Annotated in this window: 15 protein-coding genes and 1 riboswitch; of the genes, 3 read left to right on the forward strand and 12 right to left on the reverse strand. The window is 71.5% G+C overall.

The features are described 5' to 3' along the window. Positions 1-11: 11 nt before the first annotated feature. A complete protein-coding gene (locus J2S44_RS16400; protein WP_310414327.1) occupies positions 12-2933 on the reverse strand; it encodes a glycosyl hydrolase in 2922 nt (973 codons plus the stop codon). A gap of 149 nt (positions 2934-3082) precedes the next feature. On the opposite strand from J2S44_RS16400, the gene J2S44_RS16405 reads away from it, so the two are divergent. Then, entirely contained in the window at positions 3083-3757 is a 675-nt protein-coding gene (locus J2S44_RS16405; protein WP_310414330.1) for an HAD family hydrolase, read from the forward strand. A 291-nt stretch (positions 3758-4048) separates the two neighbouring features. Here the strand turns inward: J2S44_RS16405 and J2S44_RS16410 are convergent, their stop codons facing one another. From J2S44_RS16410 to J2S44_RS16435, 6 genes are all read right to left on the reverse strand, one after another. Further along, positions 4049-5014 (reverse strand): coiled-coil domain-containing protein, encoded by a 966-nt coding sequence (locus J2S44_RS16410; RefSeq protein WP_310414333.1) that lies wholly within the window; start codon positions 5012-5014, stop codon positions 4049-4051. A gap of 32 nt (positions 5015-5046) precedes the next feature. After that, positions 5047-5177, reverse strand: a riboswitch (cyclic di-AMP (ydaO/yuaA leader). Positions 5178-5393: 216 nt separating this feature from the next. Continuing rightward, positions 5394-7760, reverse strand: a complete 2367-nt coding sequence (locus tag J2S44_RS16415; RefSeq protein ID WP_310414336.1) for a glycoside hydrolase family 65 protein — start codon at positions 7758-7760, stop codon at positions 5394-5396. 60 nt (positions 7761-7820) lie between these two features. After that, the gene (locus tag J2S44_RS16420) at positions 7821-8573 is read right to left on the reverse strand and encodes an HAD family hydrolase (RefSeq protein WP_310414339.1); all 753 of its coding nucleotides are present in this window, start codon (positions 8571-8573) and stop codon (positions 7821-7823) included. Positions 8574-8785: 212 nt separating this feature from the next. Then, positions 8786-10093: an ABC transporter ATP-binding protein gene (locus tag J2S44_RS16425; RefSeq protein WP_310429707.1), complete on the reverse strand. Its 1308-nt coding sequence runs from the start codon at positions 10091-10093 to the stop codon at positions 8786-8788. A gap of 160 nt (positions 10094-10253) precedes the next feature. Beyond that, positions 10254-11396 (reverse strand): glycosyltransferase family 2 protein, encoded by a 1143-nt coding sequence (locus J2S44_RS16430; RefSeq protein WP_310414342.1) that lies wholly within the window; start codon positions 11394-11396, stop codon positions 10254-10256. Next, positions 11396-13207: a CDP-alcohol phosphatidyltransferase family protein gene (locus tag J2S44_RS16435; RefSeq protein ID WP_310414345.1), complete on the reverse strand. Its 1812-nt coding sequence runs from the start codon at positions 13205-13207 to the stop codon at positions 11396-11398. Before J2S44_RS16435 ends, J2S44_RS16430 begins: the two co-directional genes overlap by 1 nt. Positions 13208-13363: 156 nt before the next feature. Here J2S44_RS16435 and J2S44_RS16440 point away from each other — a divergent pair, with 156 nt between their 5' ends. After that, the gene (locus J2S44_RS16440) at positions 13364-13576 is read left to right on the forward strand and encodes a PspC domain-containing protein (RefSeq protein ID WP_310414347.1); all 213 of its coding nucleotides are present in this window, start codon (positions 13364-13366) and stop codon (positions 13574-13576) included. A 73-nt stretch (positions 13577-13649) separates the two neighbouring features. On the opposite strand, the gene J2S44_RS16445 is transcribed toward J2S44_RS16440, so the two are convergent. Next, a complete protein-coding gene (locus tag J2S44_RS16445; RefSeq protein ID WP_310414350.1) occupies positions 13650-14378 on the reverse strand; it encodes a DUF4230 domain-containing protein in 729 nt (242 codons plus the stop codon). A gap of 151 nt (positions 14379-14529) precedes the next feature. On the opposite strand from J2S44_RS16445, the gene J2S44_RS16450 reads away from it, so the two are divergent. Beyond that, positions 14530-15408, forward strand: coding sequence for a CDP-alcohol phosphatidyltransferase family protein (locus J2S44_RS16450; protein WP_310414352.1), 879 nt, complete (start codon positions 14530-14532; stop codon positions 15406-15408). Between the two features lie 11 nt (positions 15409-15419). Here J2S44_RS16450 and J2S44_RS16455 read toward each other — a convergent pair whose 3' ends face one another. From J2S44_RS16455 to pdxH, 4 genes are all read right to left on the reverse strand, one after another. After that, entirely contained in the window at positions 15420-15728 is a 309-nt protein-coding gene (locus tag J2S44_RS16455; RefSeq protein ID WP_307248861.1) for a type II toxin-antitoxin system VapB family antitoxin, read from the reverse strand. A 97-nt stretch (positions 15729-15825) separates the two neighbouring features. Next, positions 15826-16437 carry a nitroreductase family protein gene (locus J2S44_RS16460; protein ID WP_310414354.1) on the reverse strand — a complete coding sequence of 204 codons (612 nt, stop codon included), beginning with the start codon at positions 16435-16437 and terminating at the stop codon, positions 15826-15828. Between the two features lie 11 nt (positions 16438-16448). Beyond that, a complete protein-coding gene (locus tag J2S44_RS16465; protein ID WP_310414357.1) occupies positions 16449-17393 on the reverse strand; it encodes an aldose 1-epimerase family protein in 945 nt (314 codons plus the stop codon). A gap of 36 nt (positions 17394-17429) precedes the next feature. Further along, entirely contained in the window at positions 17430-18074 is a 645-nt protein-coding gene (gene pdxH, locus J2S44_RS16470) for a pyridoxamine 5'-phosphate oxidase (protein ID WP_310414360.1), read from the reverse strand. Between the last annotated feature and the right edge of the window lie 18 nt (positions 18075-18092).

Consider the following 18092-nt stretch of genomic DNA (forward strand, 5'->3'; position numbering starts at 1 on the left):
CGCCGGTGCCGCTAGACCCGGGCCTCGCCGTACGGGATCAGCGTCACCGGCCCGGTCAGCCCGTAGGCCTGGCGCGCCGCCACGCCGTAGACCGCCGGGTCGGCCACCCGCAGCCGGTTGTTCAGCGTGGTCGTCACCTCCACCTCGATCGTGTTGCGGCCCCGGCGCAGGCAGCGCCCCACGTCCACCACCGGGTGCAGCGGGCTGACCGCGACCGCGCGGCCGTTCACGGTCACCCGCGCGGTGTCGAAGACCTCGCCCAGGCTCAGGTACGCCCCGGCGCACGCCGGCACGTCGACCGTGGCCGTGTAGCGCCCGACCCCGGACACGTCCGCCAGCTCCGGGATCTCCGTCCACGGCCGCAGTCCGTCCAGCTCCAGCGCGTGCGTCACGGTCAGCGTCTCGGTCGCGCTCGACCCGGGCTGCCAGTCCGCGACCCGCAGCGACCACCGGGTGAGCGGGATCGGCGCCGGCACGTCCGCGATCCGCCGGGACACGGTCCGCCCACCGTCCAGCGTCGCGGTGTACGAACCCGCGGCGCCGGCCCGCAGCACCAGCTCCCGGTCCCGCACCAGCACCCGGTCCGCGGTCGTCGCGGTCACGTGCCGGTGCCCCGGGCCGGCGCCGGCGTCCAGCACCACGATCGACGACTCACCCGGCTGCAGCGCGACCCGGATCGTCACCCGGTCGCCGTCCGCGGTGTAGACCGCGATCGGCTCCCGCTCGCCGGTCCACGGATCGATCCGGTACGGCACCGCCCGCCGGTTCGCCCGGTGCAGCGTCACCTCGTGGTCGATCGCGGCCACCGGCGGCTTGACCGTCTCCGCGTGCTTGCCGTTGACCAGGTAGTAGTAGTCCGTGCCGCGATCCACCCGGTGCCCGTGCAGCAGCGTCGAGGTCCGCGCGTAGGAGACGGCCGGCCGCAGGCCCAGGCTCGCCAGCGCGGCGCCCACCTCGGTCCGCACCGCCACGGTCCGCACCCGCGGCAGCGCGGTCAGCTCGGCCAGCAGCGCGCGCAGCGTCGCGTCCTCGTCGCCGGCCGCCCGGCCCGGCACGGTCGCGGCGGACCAGTCGCCGAGCAGCACCACCGGCAGCCCGTTCCGGGCCAGCGTCAGGATGCGGCGGGCGGACGGCAGGTCCAGCGTGGCGACGCCGCCCGCGAAGACGTCCGTCTCCACCAGCAGCACCCGGTAGGCCGGGCCGTCCGGGGCGAGCCGCCCGTCGCGGACCGTCGCGCTCGGCAGCGCCAGCAGCGGCGCGCTGATCATCTGGTGCGTCCAGCCGGACGGCACGCCGTCCGAGGTGAACCAGGACGCGCCGATGCCGGTCTTGGTGTAGCCCTTCTGCCGGAACACGGCCGCGTCGATCCGGTTCACGCCGATCCGCCCGGCCAGGTGCACGCGGCCCAGGTAGGCGGCGACGTCCGGCGCGTGCCGCCAGCTCGGCTGCCGCGGGCCCCACGACTCCGCGTACCCGATGCCACCGGAGTACGGCGTGAACGCGGCGAACCCGGGCCAGCCCGCGCCGGGCGCGGTCGCGTAGGAGAAGCCGTGGAACACGGTCTGGTTCAGCCCGGCCGCGTACGCCCCGCCCATCGTCCGCAGCAGCCGCTTCCACGTGGTGTTGTAGGCGCCGCCCTGGTACGCGCCCGCCTCGCAGGAGAGCAGCTCGCGCCCGCCCATGTCGCGCCCGCCGGCCAGGCAGCGGTAGTCGTCCAGGTTCTTGAACCCGAGCGACTCGCCCTCCGGCACGTCGATCACGGCGGCGACCGAGATCGCGTCCGTCTCCAGCCCGTACGGCTGGGCCCGGAACGTCAGCCCGAGCGAGTGCGCCCAGCGGGTCAGCGGCACGAAGTGATGCGCGGTGAACAGGTCGGAGAGCGTCTGCCAGTAGTCGGCGCGCACCCGCCGGCTCAGTGCCGCGTCGAACGCGTAGACCGTCGACTCCTTCACCCGCACCACCGCGGCGAGGTACGGGCGCAGGTCGTACCCGCGGCGGTTCCGGAACTCGGTCAGCACCGCGGGCGTCCAGTTGAGCGCGGCCGTCTCCAGCTCGATCGAGTCCTCGAAGAGCGAGCCGCCGGCGCGGCGCAGCAGCGCCCGGACGCGCGGGGTGAGCAGCCGCGCCTCCCAGAAGTCGATCACGGCCTGGGTGCCGGCCGCGCTGAAGTGGTCCACCACGAACGAGTCCGGGCTGGTGTGCGGACCGGACTCCGGCTCCTGGCCGGAACCGCGCTGCCAGTACGCGAACAGCCGGTACTCGCCGTCGGGCGGGGCGGTCCAGGTCAGCCGGCCGTCCGTGACGCCGCTGGTCAGGTCGGCGACGGAGTCCGCGGCCAGCCCGGTCTCCTTGCGCGTGGTGTTCGCCGGGTCGACCCGCACGGCATGCACCGCGATCAGCGTCTGCCGGGTGACGCCCGCGGCCGGCGCGGCGACCGGGGCCGGGACCGGGCCGTCGAACACCGCGCCGGCCGCCACCGTGGCCACGCCGTGCGCCAGCTCGTGCACCGCGGCCGGGTGGTCCGGCGTGATCGTCGGGACCGCGGCCGGCCAGGACGGGCCGATCGTCAGGTCGATGGTGATGCCGCGCCTCGCGGCCTGGTCGAGCGCGGCCTCGACGCCGCGGGTCCAGGCCGCGGTGCCCCAGCCGTGGCCGGCCGGGTCCAGCGCGGCCTTGTCGCGCACGCTGTGGTGCACGGCCGCGATCTCCGCGCCACCGAACCCGGCCGCCGCGATCTGGTCCACCTCGCGGCGGACCTCCGCCGGGTCGATCAGTCCGTCCGGCCACCACCAGCGGAAGTACGGCCGCAGGGCGGTGCCGGGATTGCGGAAGTCCGTCGTCGCCGGGCCGGCCGCGGCCGGAACCGCACCCCAGCCGGCCGCCAGCGTGCCCGCTCCCAGAGCCAGCACGGTACGGCGTCTCAGTCCACTCATGTCCGACCTTTCCCCGGGGTGCCCACCGGGTTCCGTGAAACGTTTCATAATTGTCGGTCGACATCGACGATAGGAACGGACCGGGCTGTGGTCAATACCTCTGGAAACTCGCGCGACACGGCGGCCGGGTGCGTGATCGCATGGTGGGCATGCTGGTCTTTGACGCGGACGACACGCTCTGGGAGAACAACGTCCTGTTCATCCGCGTGGTCGACGACTTCCTCGCCTGGCTCGCCCACCCGACGCTGGACCACACCGCGATCCGCGCCGTGCTCAACGACGTCGAGCGCGCCAACGCCGCCACCTACGGCTACGGCAGCCGCGTCTTCCTGCGCAACCTGCACGAGGTCTTCGAGAAGCTGAGCGAGCGCCCGGCCACCGAGGCGGAGCGCCGCGAGATCGAGGAACTGGCCGCCGCGCTCGTCTTCGACCGGGTCGAACTGATGCCGGAGGTGGCGGACACGCTCGCCGACCTCGGCACCCGGCACGAGCTGGCACTGCTCACCAAGGGCGACGACGCCGAGCAGCGCCGCAAGCTGGCCGCGTCCGGGCTGGCCGAGCACTTCGCCAGCGTGCACGTGGTGCGCGAGAAGGACCTCCCGACGTACCTGGCGCTGACCGAGTCGATGTCACTCGACCCGGCCACCACCTGGATGATCGGCAACTCCCCGAAGTCGGACATCATCCCGGCGCGCCGGGCCGGCTGGAACGCGGTCTTCATCCCACACCCGCACACCTGGGAGCTCGAGCACGCCGCCCTCGACCCGGCCGACACCGGCGTGCTCGAACTGCCGTCCTTCACGGCGCTGCGCAAGCACTTCTGATCGCCCTCAGCGGGCGCGCACCCACGGCCGTCGCGCCGACGGGCTCGGCGTGCGCGGCGCGGCCGCGTGGTGTTCAGGTGACCACCCACCGTCCGGCAGGGAGGAGCCCCTGGGCGACGACCGGTGCCCGCGGGAGCACTGGGATCCCAGCCACGCCGGAAGCGGGAAACAGCTTCTGTGGTTCCGCTTCTCGCGCCGGAAGCACCGGCCGGGAAGCGGCGCCCCGGCGGCATCGCCCCGGAAGCGGGTGAGACGAAGGAGCCCGCGGCGACGGCCGCGGGCTCCTTGACGTCAGATGATCGACAAATGCACGTGGTTCGTATGGTCACCGGAGGGTGTGCCACCGCCCGCGTACGATTGCCAGCCGCTCGACGGCAGCCAGATCCGGCTGTACCAGATCACGTAGAGCACGCCGAGCCGGTCCGCGTTCTTGATGTAGAAGTTGGCCAGGTTGTCGCCGTAGACCTTGTCCGCGCCGAACGCGACGCCGCCGAAGCCGCTCGCCTGGGCGGACCAGTCGCAGGCCCGGCCGCGCGGATGCTCGCCACCGTCCTCGGCGCTGCGGTAACAGGACACGAAGTGGTTGAAGCCCGCCGACTTGGTCTGCTTGTAGGCGTGCAGCGTGCGGGGCGTGATGCAGCCGCCGGTCGTCGGGTCGTCCGCGGTGCAGCTCTCCGACGGGAAGGACCCGTCGACGGCCCGCTCGACCGCGACCGCGACCGCCGCGGAGCCGCTGCCGGACTCGACGTTCGCCGCGGCGCCACCGCCCGCGGCCTTCAGCGCGTTCTCCGCCTGCTTCTTCCGCTTGTCCATGGTCTCGACCTGCTTCTTCTGCTCACCGATCTCGTTGTCGATGGCAGTCTTCGCACGCGAGGCCTCGTCCTTGGCCACGACCAGGTCGCGGACCTGCTTCTCCTGGTTGATCGCCATGGTCTCGAGCAGCGTGGCCCGGTCCATGAAGCCCTGGCCCTCGGAGGCGTTCAGGATCGCCACCATGGGGGCGAGGCGGCCGTTGCGGTAGGTCCGGCCGGCGAGCTCGCCCACCGTCGCCTCGCGCGTCTTGAGGTCGGCCTCGATCTTCTTGAGCTCCTCGGTCAGCTCCTTCTGGCGCTTCTCCGAGGCAGCGAGCTTGTTCTTCGCCTCGACGAAACCCTTGCTGGCCGCGTCGAGCTGTTCCCTGAGCTGTTCCGTACCGCCCTCGTCGATCGCGTAGGCGGGCGTTGCGAGCGCGGCCGTGGCCACAGTCGCCAGCAGCACCGAAAGCGCCGCTATTCGCCGTAGGCGCATCATGTTCCTCTCTCGGACCGCCGGCCGGGTTAGCTGACGGGTTCGGGATGGGAACGACACCCCTACCGCTGACGCGGATTCACCCCACAAACGTGGTTCCCCGACTCGCTGAGCGATTTGGCGGTGGTCGCCACGGGCACCGTGCGCGCCCGCCAATGACGACCGGCGGCAAGACTACCCAGTCGTGCCAAGGACGACCGCTCAAGATCCTAAAACTTAAGAATTCCCTATAGTCACGTAAAGTACCCGCTCAATGACCGGAAAACATAGAGAAACATCGACACGGTACGCACAAAGGCCGCCCCGGCAATCGGAGCGGCCTTTGTTATACGAATTGTCTAACGGTCAATTACAGAGAGCTCGCACGACGGGCCGGTGCGCGGCCCGCGGGCTGGTGCGGCTCCGGTCCCACGTCCGTGCGCTCCGGGATTCCCATCGTCACCGGCTTGTCCGCCGACACCGTCACCAGCTCACCGTGGTGCATGAGTGTGATGCTCTTCTCACCGGTGCCGTTCCGCAGCGAGTAGGTCACCTCGTCGCTGCGCACGTCCACCCGCAGCCGCAGCCCGCGCCAGAGCAGCGCGAACTCCATCCGGGTGATCCGCTCGGGCAGGCGCGGGTTGAACGTGAGCTGCCCGCCGTGGTCCCGCATGCCGCCGAGACCCATCACCAGCGAGATCCACGAGCCGCCCAGCGACGCCACGTGCAGGCCCTCGCGCGCGTTGTTGTGCAGGTCGTGCAGGTCCATCAGCGCGGCCTCGCCCAGGTAGTCGTGGGCGAGCTCCAGGTGGCCGGTCTCCGCCGCCAGCACCGCCTGGGTGCAGGCGGACAGCGACGAGTCACGGACCGTACGGGCCTCGTAGTAGGCGAAGTTGCGCTGCTTCTCCTCGTCGCTGAACGCGTCGCCGCGCCACAGCATCGCGAGCACCAGGTCGGCCTGCTTCACGACCTGCTTGCGGTACAGGTCGAAGTACGGGTAGTTGAGCAGCAGCGGGTAGTTCTCCTGCGGCGTGCCCTCGAAGTCCCATTCCTGCAGGCGGGTGAAGCCCTCGGACTGCTGGTGCACGCCGAGCTCGTGGTCGTACGGCAGGTGCACGGCCGCGCCCGCGTCCCGCCAGCCGGCGATCTCCTCGTCGTCGACCCCGGCCGCGCGCGCCTTGTCCGGGTACTTCAGCGCCACGTCCGCCGCGGCGTAGAGGTTCAGCTGCGCCATCAGGTTCGTGTAGATGTTGTCGTCGACCACGGCGGTGTACTCGTCCGGGCCGGTCACGCCGTCGATGTGGAAGCGGCCGTGCCGGTCGTGGTGGCCGAGCGAGCGCCACAGCCGGGCCGTCTCGATCAGCAGGTCGAAGCCGTAGTCACGCTCGAAGTCCTCGTCGCCGGTGGCCACCACGTAGCGGCGGGCCGCGTCCGCGATGTCCGCCGCGATGTGGAACGCCGCGGTGCCGGCCGGCCAGTACGCGGAGCACTCGTGCCCGCGGATGGTCCGCCACGGGAACGCCGCACCGTGCAGGCCGAGCGTCTCGGCCCGTTCCTTGGCCAGGTCGAGCGTGGCGTGCCGCCAGCGCAGCACGTCCTTGGCCGCGTCCGGCTGGGTGTAGGTCAGCACCGGCAGCACGAACGTCTCGGAGTCCCAGAACGTGTGACCGTCGTACCCGGGACCGGTGAGCCCCTTCGACGCGATCGGCCGCATCTCCGCACGGGCGCCGGCCTGGAGGACGTGGAAGAGCGCGAAGCGAACCGCCTGCTGCACCTCCGGGTCGCCCTCGACCCGCACGTCCGAGTGGTCCCAGAACGCGTCCATGTACTCCCGCTGCGCCTTGACCAGCCCGTCCCAGCCGGTCAGCCGGGCGCTGGCGAGCGCGGCGCCGACCTGGTCGCGCAGCGCGGGCACGGAACGACGGGAGGACCAGCCGTACGCGACGAACTTGATGATCCGCAGCTTCTGGCCGGGCTCGAGCATGCACGCGACCGTGGTCCGCAGCCAGTCCGGGTTGCCCTCGGTCTTGACCATGTGCCGGCCCTCGGTCTCCACCACGTGTTCCATCGCGGCGGCCATCCGGAGCTTGCTGGTCTTGGTGCTGTGGATCAGCAGCCCGCCCAGGTCCTGGGTGAGGTGTTCCTCGCTCACCAGCGGGGACTCCAGCAGTGCCGCGACGCGGGGGTCACGCTTGGTCGGCGGCAACTGCTCGTTCGCCACCAGCTCGGACTGCAGGATCACCCGGGCCGGGCCGTTGACCGGCTCGACCTCGTAGGAGATGGCGGCGATGGCCCGCTGGGTGAACGACACCAGACGGGTCGAGCGCACCCGCACCGACCGGCCGGCCGGCGAGCACCACTCCACCTCGCGCTCCAGCGTGCCGGACTGCATGTCCAGCACCCGCTCGTGCGAGACCAGGTCGCCGTAGCGCACGTCGAACGGCTCGTCGTCGACCAGCAGCCGGATCGGCTTGCCGTTCGTCACGTTCACGATGGTCTGCCCCGACTCCGGGAAGCCGTAACCGGCCTCCGCGTAGGGCAGCGGCCGCAGCTCGTAGAAGGAGTTCAGATACGTGCCCGGCAAACCGTGCGGCTCGCCCTCGTCCAGGTTGGCCCGGAGGCCGATGTGCCCGTTGGAGAGCGCGAACACCGACTCCGACTGTGCCAGGACGTCCAGGTCGAGCCGCGTCTCGCGGACATGCCAGGGCTCGACCGGATAAGCCCGCTCTCGGATCACAGCGATCCCTTTCAGTGTTGATCTGAGCCCGTCGGTGAACCACCGGCGGGTTGCCGTCCCTTATCGGGGCTCGCCGCCGTCCAGGAGTTCGGCGAGATCCGATACGACGATGTCGGCGCCGTGTGCGCGCAGCGCGTCCGCGTGCCCCACCCGGTCCACTCCGACCACAAACCCGAAGCCGCCGGCCCTGCCGGCCTCGACGCCCGCCAGCGCGTCCTCGAACACCGCCGCGTTGGCCGGGTCGACACCGAGCCTCTTCGCGGCGGCCAGGAACGTGTCCGGCGCGGGCTTGCCGGGCAGTCCCTCGGCCCGGGCGACCACACCGTCGACCCGTTCCTCCAGTAGATCCTCGATGCCGGCCGCGCGCAGCACGTCCTGGCAGTTGGCGCTCGCGGAGACGACGGCGGTCCGCATGCCCGCGTCGCGCACCGCGTGCAGGTAGGTGACCGAGCCCGGGTACACCTGCACCTTGCCCTCGGCGATGTACTGCAGCACCAGCACGTTCTTCCGGTTGCCGATGCCGTTGACGGTCTCGGCGTCAACATCGTCGTCCGGTGTGCCCTCGGGGAGCAGGATGCCCCGGGATGCCAGGAAGGTACGTACGCCGTCGGCCCGCTGACGGCCGTCCACGTACTTCAGATAGTCGGAGCCGGAGTCGAACGGGACGAAGGGCGTGCCCTCCGCTGCGGCGCGCCTGCTCAGGTACGCGTCGAAGGTCTCCTTCCAGGCCGCGTTGTGAACAAGCGCGGTCTGGGTGAGGACACCGTCCAGATCGAACAGGCAGGTAGTCACGTGAGGTGGAAGACCAAGCACCCGCTCAATTTAACCGTGAAACGGAAAGTTAACCGGATTTCGGCGGTGTCAAACCCCGGGCGCGGCGCCTCGTATGGTGCGCCGATTCTGAGGTTATCGCCGGTCAGCCCGCTTCCGTGGGAAAACGTTGAACCTTTCGGGTCGCCCGGACGGCACAAGAGATCGCACAAAGGGTCCGTCGGCCCCGGCCATTCGACCCAGTATGTTGATCTTTATCGCCACCCGACGTCGATCCGGTCGCCGCGCTCGTCGAAGAAGTGCAGCGCGTCCATCCGCACGCCGATCGCCAGCGCGCTGCCGGCCCGGATCGCCGGGTAGGGCGCCAGGCGGACCGCCAGCTCGGCCGGGCGCCGGTGGTGCCGCCCCGGGTCGCTGAGCACGCTGGTCCGGCCGGCCCCGGCCGCCGGCTCGCCCTCGGACCGGTCGTTGAACCGCCCGGCGAACCGCTGCACCGCCTGCCCCAGCCGGTGGAACGGCGAGACCGGCTCCTCCTCCGCCTCGACCGCGGCGCCGCCCAGCTCGTCGACGAGCACCGCGGTGGCGCCCACGTCGACGAAGGCCAGCGACTCGTGCCCGTGGTGCTCCAGGTATCGGATCCGGCCCTGCAGCACGTCGCCGGGCGCGTCCGGTGCCACCGGGGTGAGCGCCTCCGCGCGCATGCCGATCACGATGCGCTCGCCGTGGTAGTGCGAGATCACCCGCGCCCGGATGTCGTCCCACGGCAGGTAGAGCGCCTGCTCGCCGAGGTTGAGCGCGACGTACCGATCCAGGTGCACGTAGACCGAGGCCTCGATCAGGTTCATCCGCGGGCTGCCCAGGAACGCGGCCACGTAGAGCGTGGCCGGGCGGCCGTAGACCTCGGTGGGCGTGCCGACGTCCTGCAGCACGCCCTTGCGCATGATCGCCACGCGGTCCGCCATGGTCAGCGCCTCGGCCTGGTCGTGCGTGACGTACATGCAGCTGACGCCGAGCTCGCGGACCAGGCCGGAGATCTCCGCGCGCAGCTCGGCCCGGAGCCCGCTGTCGAGGTTCGACAGCGGCTCGTCCATCAGGAACAGGCCGGGGCGGCGCACGATCGCGCGGCCCATCGCCACCCGCTGCCGCTGCCCGCCGGAGAGCTGGCCCGGTCGCCGGCCGAGCAGCTCGCCGATGCCGAGCGCGCCGGCCACGTCCGCCACCCGCTCCGCGCGCGGTGCCGGCTCGACGCCGGAGAGCCGGAGCGGGAACGAGATGTTCTCGTTCACCGTCATGTGCGGGTAGAGCGCGAAATCCTGGAAGACCATTGCTATGCGCCGATCGCGTGGCGGAATCTCGTTGGCCACCTCGCCGTCGAGCAGCACGACTCCGCTGCTCGGATCCTCCAGGCCCGCGACCATTCGCAGCACCGTGGACTTGCCGCAGCCGGACGGGCCCAGCAAGACCAGGAATTCACCGTCCTCCACGTCGAGGTTGACCCTGTCCACCGCCACGGTTCCATCGGGGAACACCTTTGTGACGTCCTTGAGCGCGACGGTAGTCACCGCCACCTCCCCGCACCTTCGTCGACCGGCCCCCAAAATCTCTGTCCACTGTGACGGCCGTCATCGCAATTACCCTATCGGGTAAACGTGCCATGTTCGGGCAGTAACCATCCCGTTACAGAAATCGCCCTCCAGGCGCTTTGACCCTTTAATGGGCAATTTATCGGTACGAATCTCGAAACTTGATCTTGCGATTGATCGCGATGAACGCGCGGTGCAGACGGGATGGCCCGACCCGGTACAGCCGGCGCGGCAGATAGGGCAGCCCGGCGTCCAGATAGGGCAGCTCCCGATAGCGCCACAACCCGCGCCGGACCACCGGCACCCCGCCGTCCCGGCTGGCCCGGATCACCTCCAGCAGCTCCGGCACGCGCCGCTGTCGCACCAGGTGCCACTGCAGCCGGGTCGCGACCGGCAGCCCGTCCAGCACCCGCTGCGGCACCCGGTCCAGGAACTCGTTGCACCGGTCCAGGAACAGCTGGACGTAGTCGTCCGGGGCCTCGGGCAGCACCCGCAGGTAGAAGGCCAGGTCGGAGCGGACCACGGAGGCGTCGTACCAGTGGCGCAGGTCCGTCCAGCCGCCCTCGCCGAGGAAGCGGCTGACGCCGTCGACGCCGGTGAACCGGTCCACGAAGTTCCGCGTCTCCTCCCGGCGCTGGGTGATCGACCGGTCGCCGCCCTCCCGCCGCCGCCAGTGATAGACCGGCACGTGCACCACGTCCACCGACCGCGCCAGCACGTGCGCCGGCACCATCACCGGCGTGTCCTCGTAGAGCACCCCCTCGGGGAACGCGAACCGGTGCCGGTCCCAGAACTCCCGGCGGAAGACCTTGTTCCAGGCGGTACGGTCGCCGAGCAGCTCCGGGTCGCGGGTGACGTGCGTGCGCAGCCGGGTGTGCGTGAAGATCCGCGCGTGCATCCGCGACGGCCGCAGCCCACGCGAGTCCAGCCGCAGCGTGTTGCCGGTGGCGAAGTCGGACCCGGTGCGCGCGACCGCGGCGGCCAGCACCTCGGCCGCGTCCGGCGGGAGCACGTCGTCGCTGTCCACGAACTGCAGCAGGTCGCCGCGCGCCGCCCGGACCCCGGTGTTGCGGGCCGCGCCGAGGCCCGCGTTCGCCTGACCGACCAGCCGGAACCGCGCGTCGCGCCGAACGAACTCGGCCGCGATCCGGGCGCTGTCGTCCGTGGAACCGTCGTCGACCAGCACGACGTCGAGATCGTGGTAGGTCTGCGCCGCGATCGACGCCAGGCACTCCGCGAGGTAGGGCGCCACGTTGTAGACCGGCACGACGACGCTGAGCATCAGCGGGCCGTCCTCTCCGGCGCGCCCGGACCGGCCGCGCGCGGACGGGCGGTCACCACCCGGGCCGCCAGCATGCACAGCGTGTAGACCGCGATCACCGGGAACGCCACGGCGCCACCGGCCACGACCGCGATCGACCGGCCGTCCCAGCCCGGCTCCCAGCGTCGCCGGTACCCCGCACCGCTCCGCGCGATCAGGTCGTAGTGATGCATCGACAGCGCGAAGAGCAGCACGAACGTCAGCCACGGCGGCACACCGCGGAACACGGCGACACCGGTCACGACCGCGAACTCGATCAGCCGCAGCCCGGCCGGGACGAGCCAGTCCAGCGAGCCGGTGACCGCCGGCAGCCGGCGCGCACACCACCCGTCGTCGCGCAGCGTCACCGCGTCCACGGTGTCGAGCACGCTCACCCGCATCGCGTGTGAGCGCAGCCCGCGCAGCGCCACCGTGTAGCCCATCGCGGCGCCGCCCCAGGCCAGCAGCGCCAGCAACGCGGTGCGGCCGTCCGCGCACGCGGCCAGCAGGCCGATCAGCGCCCACCGCTCACCGATCGGCAGCACCACGATGCGTTTCAGCCAGTAGACCGGGGAACGGCCGTCCGCGATCACCCGGTCGGAGAGCCGCCCGAGCGCGCCGCCGGGTCCGCCCGGGCCCGGACGGGCCGCGGCGACGTCGTGCAGCGTGCCGTACCAGGAGTCGGTGGCGTGCCGCACGGTCTGCAGCGCCATCGCCGCGACCGCGAGCCACCAGGCCTCGCCGTGCCCGAGCCGCGCCGCGCCGGCCGCGAGCCCGGCGTAGACGGCGTACTCCTTGGCGCGGTCCGCCATCGTGTCCAGCCAGCCGCCGAGTGGCGTGAACCGCCGGGTGAACCGGGCCAGCTGGCCGTCCACGCAGTCCAGCACGAAGCCCAGGTGGAGCAGCACCGCACCGGCGATCATGGCGGGCCGGCCGGCCTGCGCGAAGCCGAGCGCGGCCGCGACCGCGCAGACCACGGAGAGCCCGGTCACGAACGACGGCGTCATGCCGAGCCGGGCACACGCCCGGGTGACCACCGGCGACCACGAGCTCACGAAGACCGTGGTGAAGAAGTCGTCGCGCTCCTTGACCGCGAGACGCAGCCGCGCCCGTTCCTCGTCGATCCCGGCGATCTCCGCCTCCGCCGCGGCCGCCGCGGCGCCGTTCCGGCAGCGCCGAGCCACCAGGAGCCGCAGCGGGTACGCGACGGGCCGCACCCCGCTCGCCAGCAGCCCGGCCAGTACCGCGTCCGGATCCGTTCCCGGCACCGCAGGCCCGCCGTCCGGCATCGGGCGCGCCGCGACCGGGGCGGCGTGCCCAGCGACCGGGGGCGCGTGCCCCGCGACCGACATCGCGTGTTGCGCGGCCGGTGTCGCAGGCTCCCGGCCCGACGCCGCGCGCTCCGCGGCCGAGGCCGCGTGGGGCCGGTCGGGGCCGGCCACTCGGAGCGCGCCGAGGAAGGTGATGCCGTCGTCCGCCTCGGTCACGCCGGTGATCAGGCCGCGCGTGGTCCGGAGCCGGAGCCCGTCCTGCCCCGGACGCCGCGGGCCGGTCAGCGCCACGCTGCGGGCCCCCGGTTCGGTGATCAGGTGCCGGAGCACCGCGTCGTGGGTGACCAGGTCGGCCGCGACCAGCAGCACCGGGCCGGTGCCGTCGCGCAGCAGCCGGGCCAGGTCGTGCGGCGTGTCCGGCTCCGCGACCGCGGTGGCACCGGCCCGGCGTAGTTGATCTCTCCACCGGTCGCGCCGGTCGGTTCCGACCGGGGAACCGGCCAGCAGCACTGCGAGCGTCACGCTCCGATAAACCCGGAATCGGCCGCTTAGTGGCGACTCCCTACGGGAATCACAGAGAAGATCCCCTTCAAGACGGAGGGCGGAGTTGGCACTCACTTCCTACCGTTGAGTCATCGGCACCCCACACAGTGCCACGAACTGAGGAGTTGAAGCACCATGGCCTCGTCGCCTCGCCGCCTCTCCCGGCCGCGCGACAACCGTTGGATCGCCGGCGTCTGCTCCGGCCTGGGCCGTCGTTTCGGGCTCGGTGCCGGCATGGTCCGGCTTCTCTTCGTGTTGTCCTGCCTGCTGCCCGGTCCGCAGGTGCTGCTCTACATCGTCCTGTGGATCCTGCTGCCGAACGAGGAGCGGTACTCCACCGCCTACTGACGTTCCACCCGCACCGGAAGGCCGCCGGGATTCCCGGCGGCCTTCGCCGTGCTCAGGTGTTGCGGCTGCCGGCTCAGGGCGCGGTGTAGGTGACCGTCACCTGCTCGTAGCCCAGCGACTTGAGCAGGCCCTGCAGCATCTTCGTGGTGTTCTCCTGGGCGCGCTGCGGCAGCTCGCTCTCCCGCGCGGCCGCCTCGATGCGCTCCTCGGACAGCACGTAGATCGCCTGCTGCTTGTTCGGATCCTGGCCGAACATGTCACCGATCCGGTTGAGCAGCCCCTTCTCCTCGGAGAAGACGTAGCTCTTCTCCTGGTCCAGGTTGGCCTCGCCGAGCTGCGGCGCGGGCAGCGTGATGGTGGCGCTCCTACCGTCCTCCGAGACCACGATCGCGTCCTCGGAGATCGTGCTGAAGTCGACGTAGGACTCCACCGAGCCGGCCGCGACGAACAGCGTGCGCTCGTTGAGCAGGAAGTCGGGCACGTTCTCCCGGTTGCGCTGGGTGTCCACCACCACCTGGAAGTTGCCCTCGGCCGCGACGTACCGACTCAGGTCCTTGATCGACTCCAGCAGCGGGGGCTGGCTGCGATCGGTCTGCTGCTCCGCGAACGGGTTGGTCAGGCGGTCCAGCAGGCCGGTCGTGGTGCGCACCACGACCAGGCCGGCCAGCAGCGCCACGAGCAGGATCGCCACCAGCCAGAACAGGCCGCGCCGGCTGCGCGCGGGCTCCGGCTCGGGGGTCTCGGCGACACCCGGCGCCGGCATCTCCGTGGTCGGCTGGTCAATTCCCTTGTTGCCGCCCATCGCGGCTCACCCGCCCTTTGCTCTCTGGGTGCTGTTGCCACCTACCCCAAACGGTACGGGTGGGGTACGACAGTCGCGAATCGAGCGCGAAGCGTACCCTTATGGTCGGTTTTGTGTCTTCTGGTGTTAACCGTCCCGAAGGATCACGATCTTGTACAGCTTCACGACCGGGCAGGTCCGCGCCACGCTCAAGGACCGCGACGCCTGGTGGACGGTGCTCCTGGTCGACCCGGTCGCGACGCCGGTCGTGCGACGGGTGGCGCGCTACCGCTGGGTCACGCCGAACCGGATCACGTTCGCCGCGTTCCTCCTCGGCCTCGCCGCCGCGGCCGCGTTCTGGCAGGCCACCTGGGGTGCGCTGGCGATCGGCGCGCTGCTGTTCCACCTGAGCTTCGTGCTCGACTGCATGGACGGCAAGGTCGCCCGGCTGCGCGGCAACGGCTCCGCGTTCGGCGCCTGGCTCGACTTCATCGGCGACCGGATCAAGGATCTGACCTGCACGGCGGGCCTGTTCGGCGGGCAGTGGGCGGCGACCGGCGACGACCGCTGGCTGGCCCTCGGCGGGCTGGTGCTGTTCGTCAACATGTTCCGCTACCTCAACGGCGCACAGATGACCAAGGTGCGCGCGGACATGCGGGAGAAGATGGCGGCGGCGCGGCGCGCGGCCGGCCTGGCGCAGGACGGCGAGCTGCGCTGGGTCGAGGAGACGATGGACGCGGTCCCGGCCGGCGCGGTGCCCGGCGAGGTCGCGGACATCAACGGTGACTTCCGGGCCCGGCACGGCCGGTTCATCGGGCTGCGGAACGCGCTGCGCCGTTACCGGATCCGGCCGCACCTGGTCAGCGGCATCGAGTTCCAGATGTTCGTCTTCATCGTGGGCCCGCTGACGAACCAGGTCGCGATCGTCACGCTGGTCACCGGCGCGCTGCTGCTGATCTTCGAGGCCGGCCTGATCTACAAGCTGTGGCTGTCCACCCGGTCGTTCGAACGGCAGATGGCGACGCTGCGGGAGTCCGTCACCGTGGGGTGACGGACTCCGGCTCAGCCCTCCGGCAGTTCGCTGAACAGGAACACCCGGGCGTGGATCTGGTTGCGCTGCTGGAGCGCCGCACGCAGCGCCCGGTGCAGGCCGTCCTCCAGGTACATGCCGCCGTTCCACTGCACGACGTGCGGGAACAGGTCGCCGTAGAACGTCGAGTCCTCCGCCAGCAGCTTGTCCAGCGCCAGCTCACGCTTGGTAGTGATCAGCTGATTCAGCTGAATGGGTCTCGGCGGGATCTCCGCCCACTGCTTCAGCGTGAGCCCGTGCTCCGGGTAGGGCCGACCGTCCCGAACCCCCTTGAAGATCACGACGGCACGCTCCCCTCCCATGTCGCCGTTCCGTGCGCGGCCGTAGTCAGCCTAGCGACCCCGGCCGGCGGTTGATTCGTCCCCGTTCGTCGCGTGCTCACCCGGACCAGCGACCACGATGAATGACTTCGGTCTGCGGTCGGCGGCCCCGTTTCAGCGACGGCGAGCGACGATCTGGTGCACGGTATCCGATCGTCAGCGCGCCCACGGGGACGAACTCCCCAGGCACGCCGAACTCTTCCCGGTACGTCGCGGTGCGCTCCGGCGGGATGCCGAAGAAGCACGCGCCGAGCCCCTCGTCCACCGCGGTCAGCAGCATCATCAGCGCGGCCATGCCGGCGTCGACGTCCCAGTACGGCACCGGCCAGCGCGCGGCGTCCCGGTCGGTCCAGCCCTTGTCCGGTTCCGCGTACCGGTCCAGGTAGGCGGACCGGTTCGAGTGCGGCACCACGATCAGCGGTGCCCGGCTCATCCCGGTCAGCCAGGTGCTCATGCCCTGCTCCGGGTCCTTCGGGCTGGTGGCCGACCAGAACCGCGCGCGATCGGCCGCGTCCTCCAGCACCAGGAAGCCCCAGCCCTGGGAGAACCCCGCCGAGGGGGCACGCACCGCGTGCTCCAGCAGCCGGTCCACCACCTCGGGCGGCACCGGCCGGTCCGGGTCGTAGTTGCGGACCATCCGGCGCCTGCGCACCACCTCGGCGAACTCCATGTCCGGCCGCCTCAGGCCGGGACCGGCGTGATGCCCCAGGTGCCACGCCACGCGTCACCCGGGTCGATCACGATCAGGCCGCGGCCGGACCGGAACGCGTCCGGCGGGCAGGTCATCGGCTCGACCGCGACCGCGCTCCGGTACCGGTCACCGCTCAGCGTGTCCGAGGTGAACACCTGCCACCACCCGAACGAGTCGTCGCCCCAGATCCGCACCTCGGCGCCGCCGCCGGCCAGCACGACCGTGGACGTGCCGTCCGCCGCGTGCTCCACGTCACCGAACGCGGTGTCCAGCACCGCGGAGCCGATCCGGCGACCCTCCGTGTAGTCGAACTCGGTGCCGGCCACCTTGGCCGCGCCGATCGGCAGCAGCCGCGCGTCGACCAGCAGCCGGTTCCGCGCGGGCAGGGTCAGCGTCAGCTCGTCCACCGGCACACCGGGAATCCGCAGGTACGGGTGCACGCTGAAGCCGAACGGGACCGGCTGCGCGGCCAGGTTCGTCACCTCGTGCGTCGCGGTCAGCCCGGCCGCGCTCACCTGCCAGACGGTGCGCAGCCGCAGCGGCCACGGGTAACCGGGCTGCGCCGGCATCAGGTACTCCAGCGTCACCGCGTCGGCGGACTGCTCCACCGCGTGCCAGCGGGAGTAGTTGACCAGGCCGTGCAGCGCGTTGTGACTGGCCGGCTCGGTGAGGAAGAGCTGGTGCTGGGTGCCCTGGAAGGTGTACTGCCCGTCGCGGATCCGGTTCGGCCAGGGCGCGAGGATCTGGCCCGCGCAGCCGGCCGCGAGCTCGTCGTCGGCGTAGCCCGCCACGTAGTCCACGCCGTTCACCCGGTAGGACCGCAGGCCGCCGCCCACCTCGACGACGACGGCCTCGTGGCCGTCCGCGGCGATGGTCCACTGTGTCCCGGAGAGCGGCTCGGCAGCGGCCCCCGGCTGGTGCGCGACAGATGTCATGGACGAACTTTAGCCAGGTGAGGGGTTAACGGGGGCTCAGGGAGCCAGCCGTTCGAGCACCCACTCGCGCTCTACGCGCCGGTAACGCAACCGGTCGTGCAGCCGGCTCGGCCGGCCCTGCCAGAACTCCACGCTCTCCGGCACCACGCGCAGCCCGCCCCAGTGCGGCGGAGGTGGCACCGCGACGTCCGGGCCGAACCGCGCGGCGGTCTCCTCGAACGCGGCCTCCAGCTCGTCACGGCCGGTCAGCACGCGCGACTGCGGGCTGGCCCACGCGCCGAGCTGGGAGCCGCGCGGCCGGGTGGCGAAGTAGGCCTCGGTCTCCGCGCGGTCGACCCGCTCGATCTCGCCGCGGACCAGCACCTGACGGTGCATCGGGTGCCACGGGAAGAGCAGCGCGGCGTACGGGTTCGCGGCCGCCTCCGTACCCTTGCGGCTCTCGTAGTTGGTGAACAGCGTGAAGCCGCGCGCGTCCACGTCCTTGAGCAGCACGGTGCGGCTGCTCGGCCGGCCGTCCGCGTCCGCCGTGGAGAAAACCATCGCGTTCGGCTCCGGCAGCGGGAACGCCTGGGCCTCCGCGAACCAGCGGGCGAACTGCGTGTGCCAGTCCGCGGCCAGGTCGGCGCGGCGCAGGCCACGATCGGGTTGATATTCGCGGCGCATGCCGGCGAGCTCGGACATGTCGTGCACGGTAGTCGG

The sequence above is a fragment of the Catenuloplanes niger genome, from assembly GCF_031458255.1.
In the GTDB taxonomy this organism is placed as follows: Bacteria; Actinomycetota; Actinomycetes; order Mycobacteriales; family Micromonosporaceae; genus Catenuloplanes; species Catenuloplanes niger.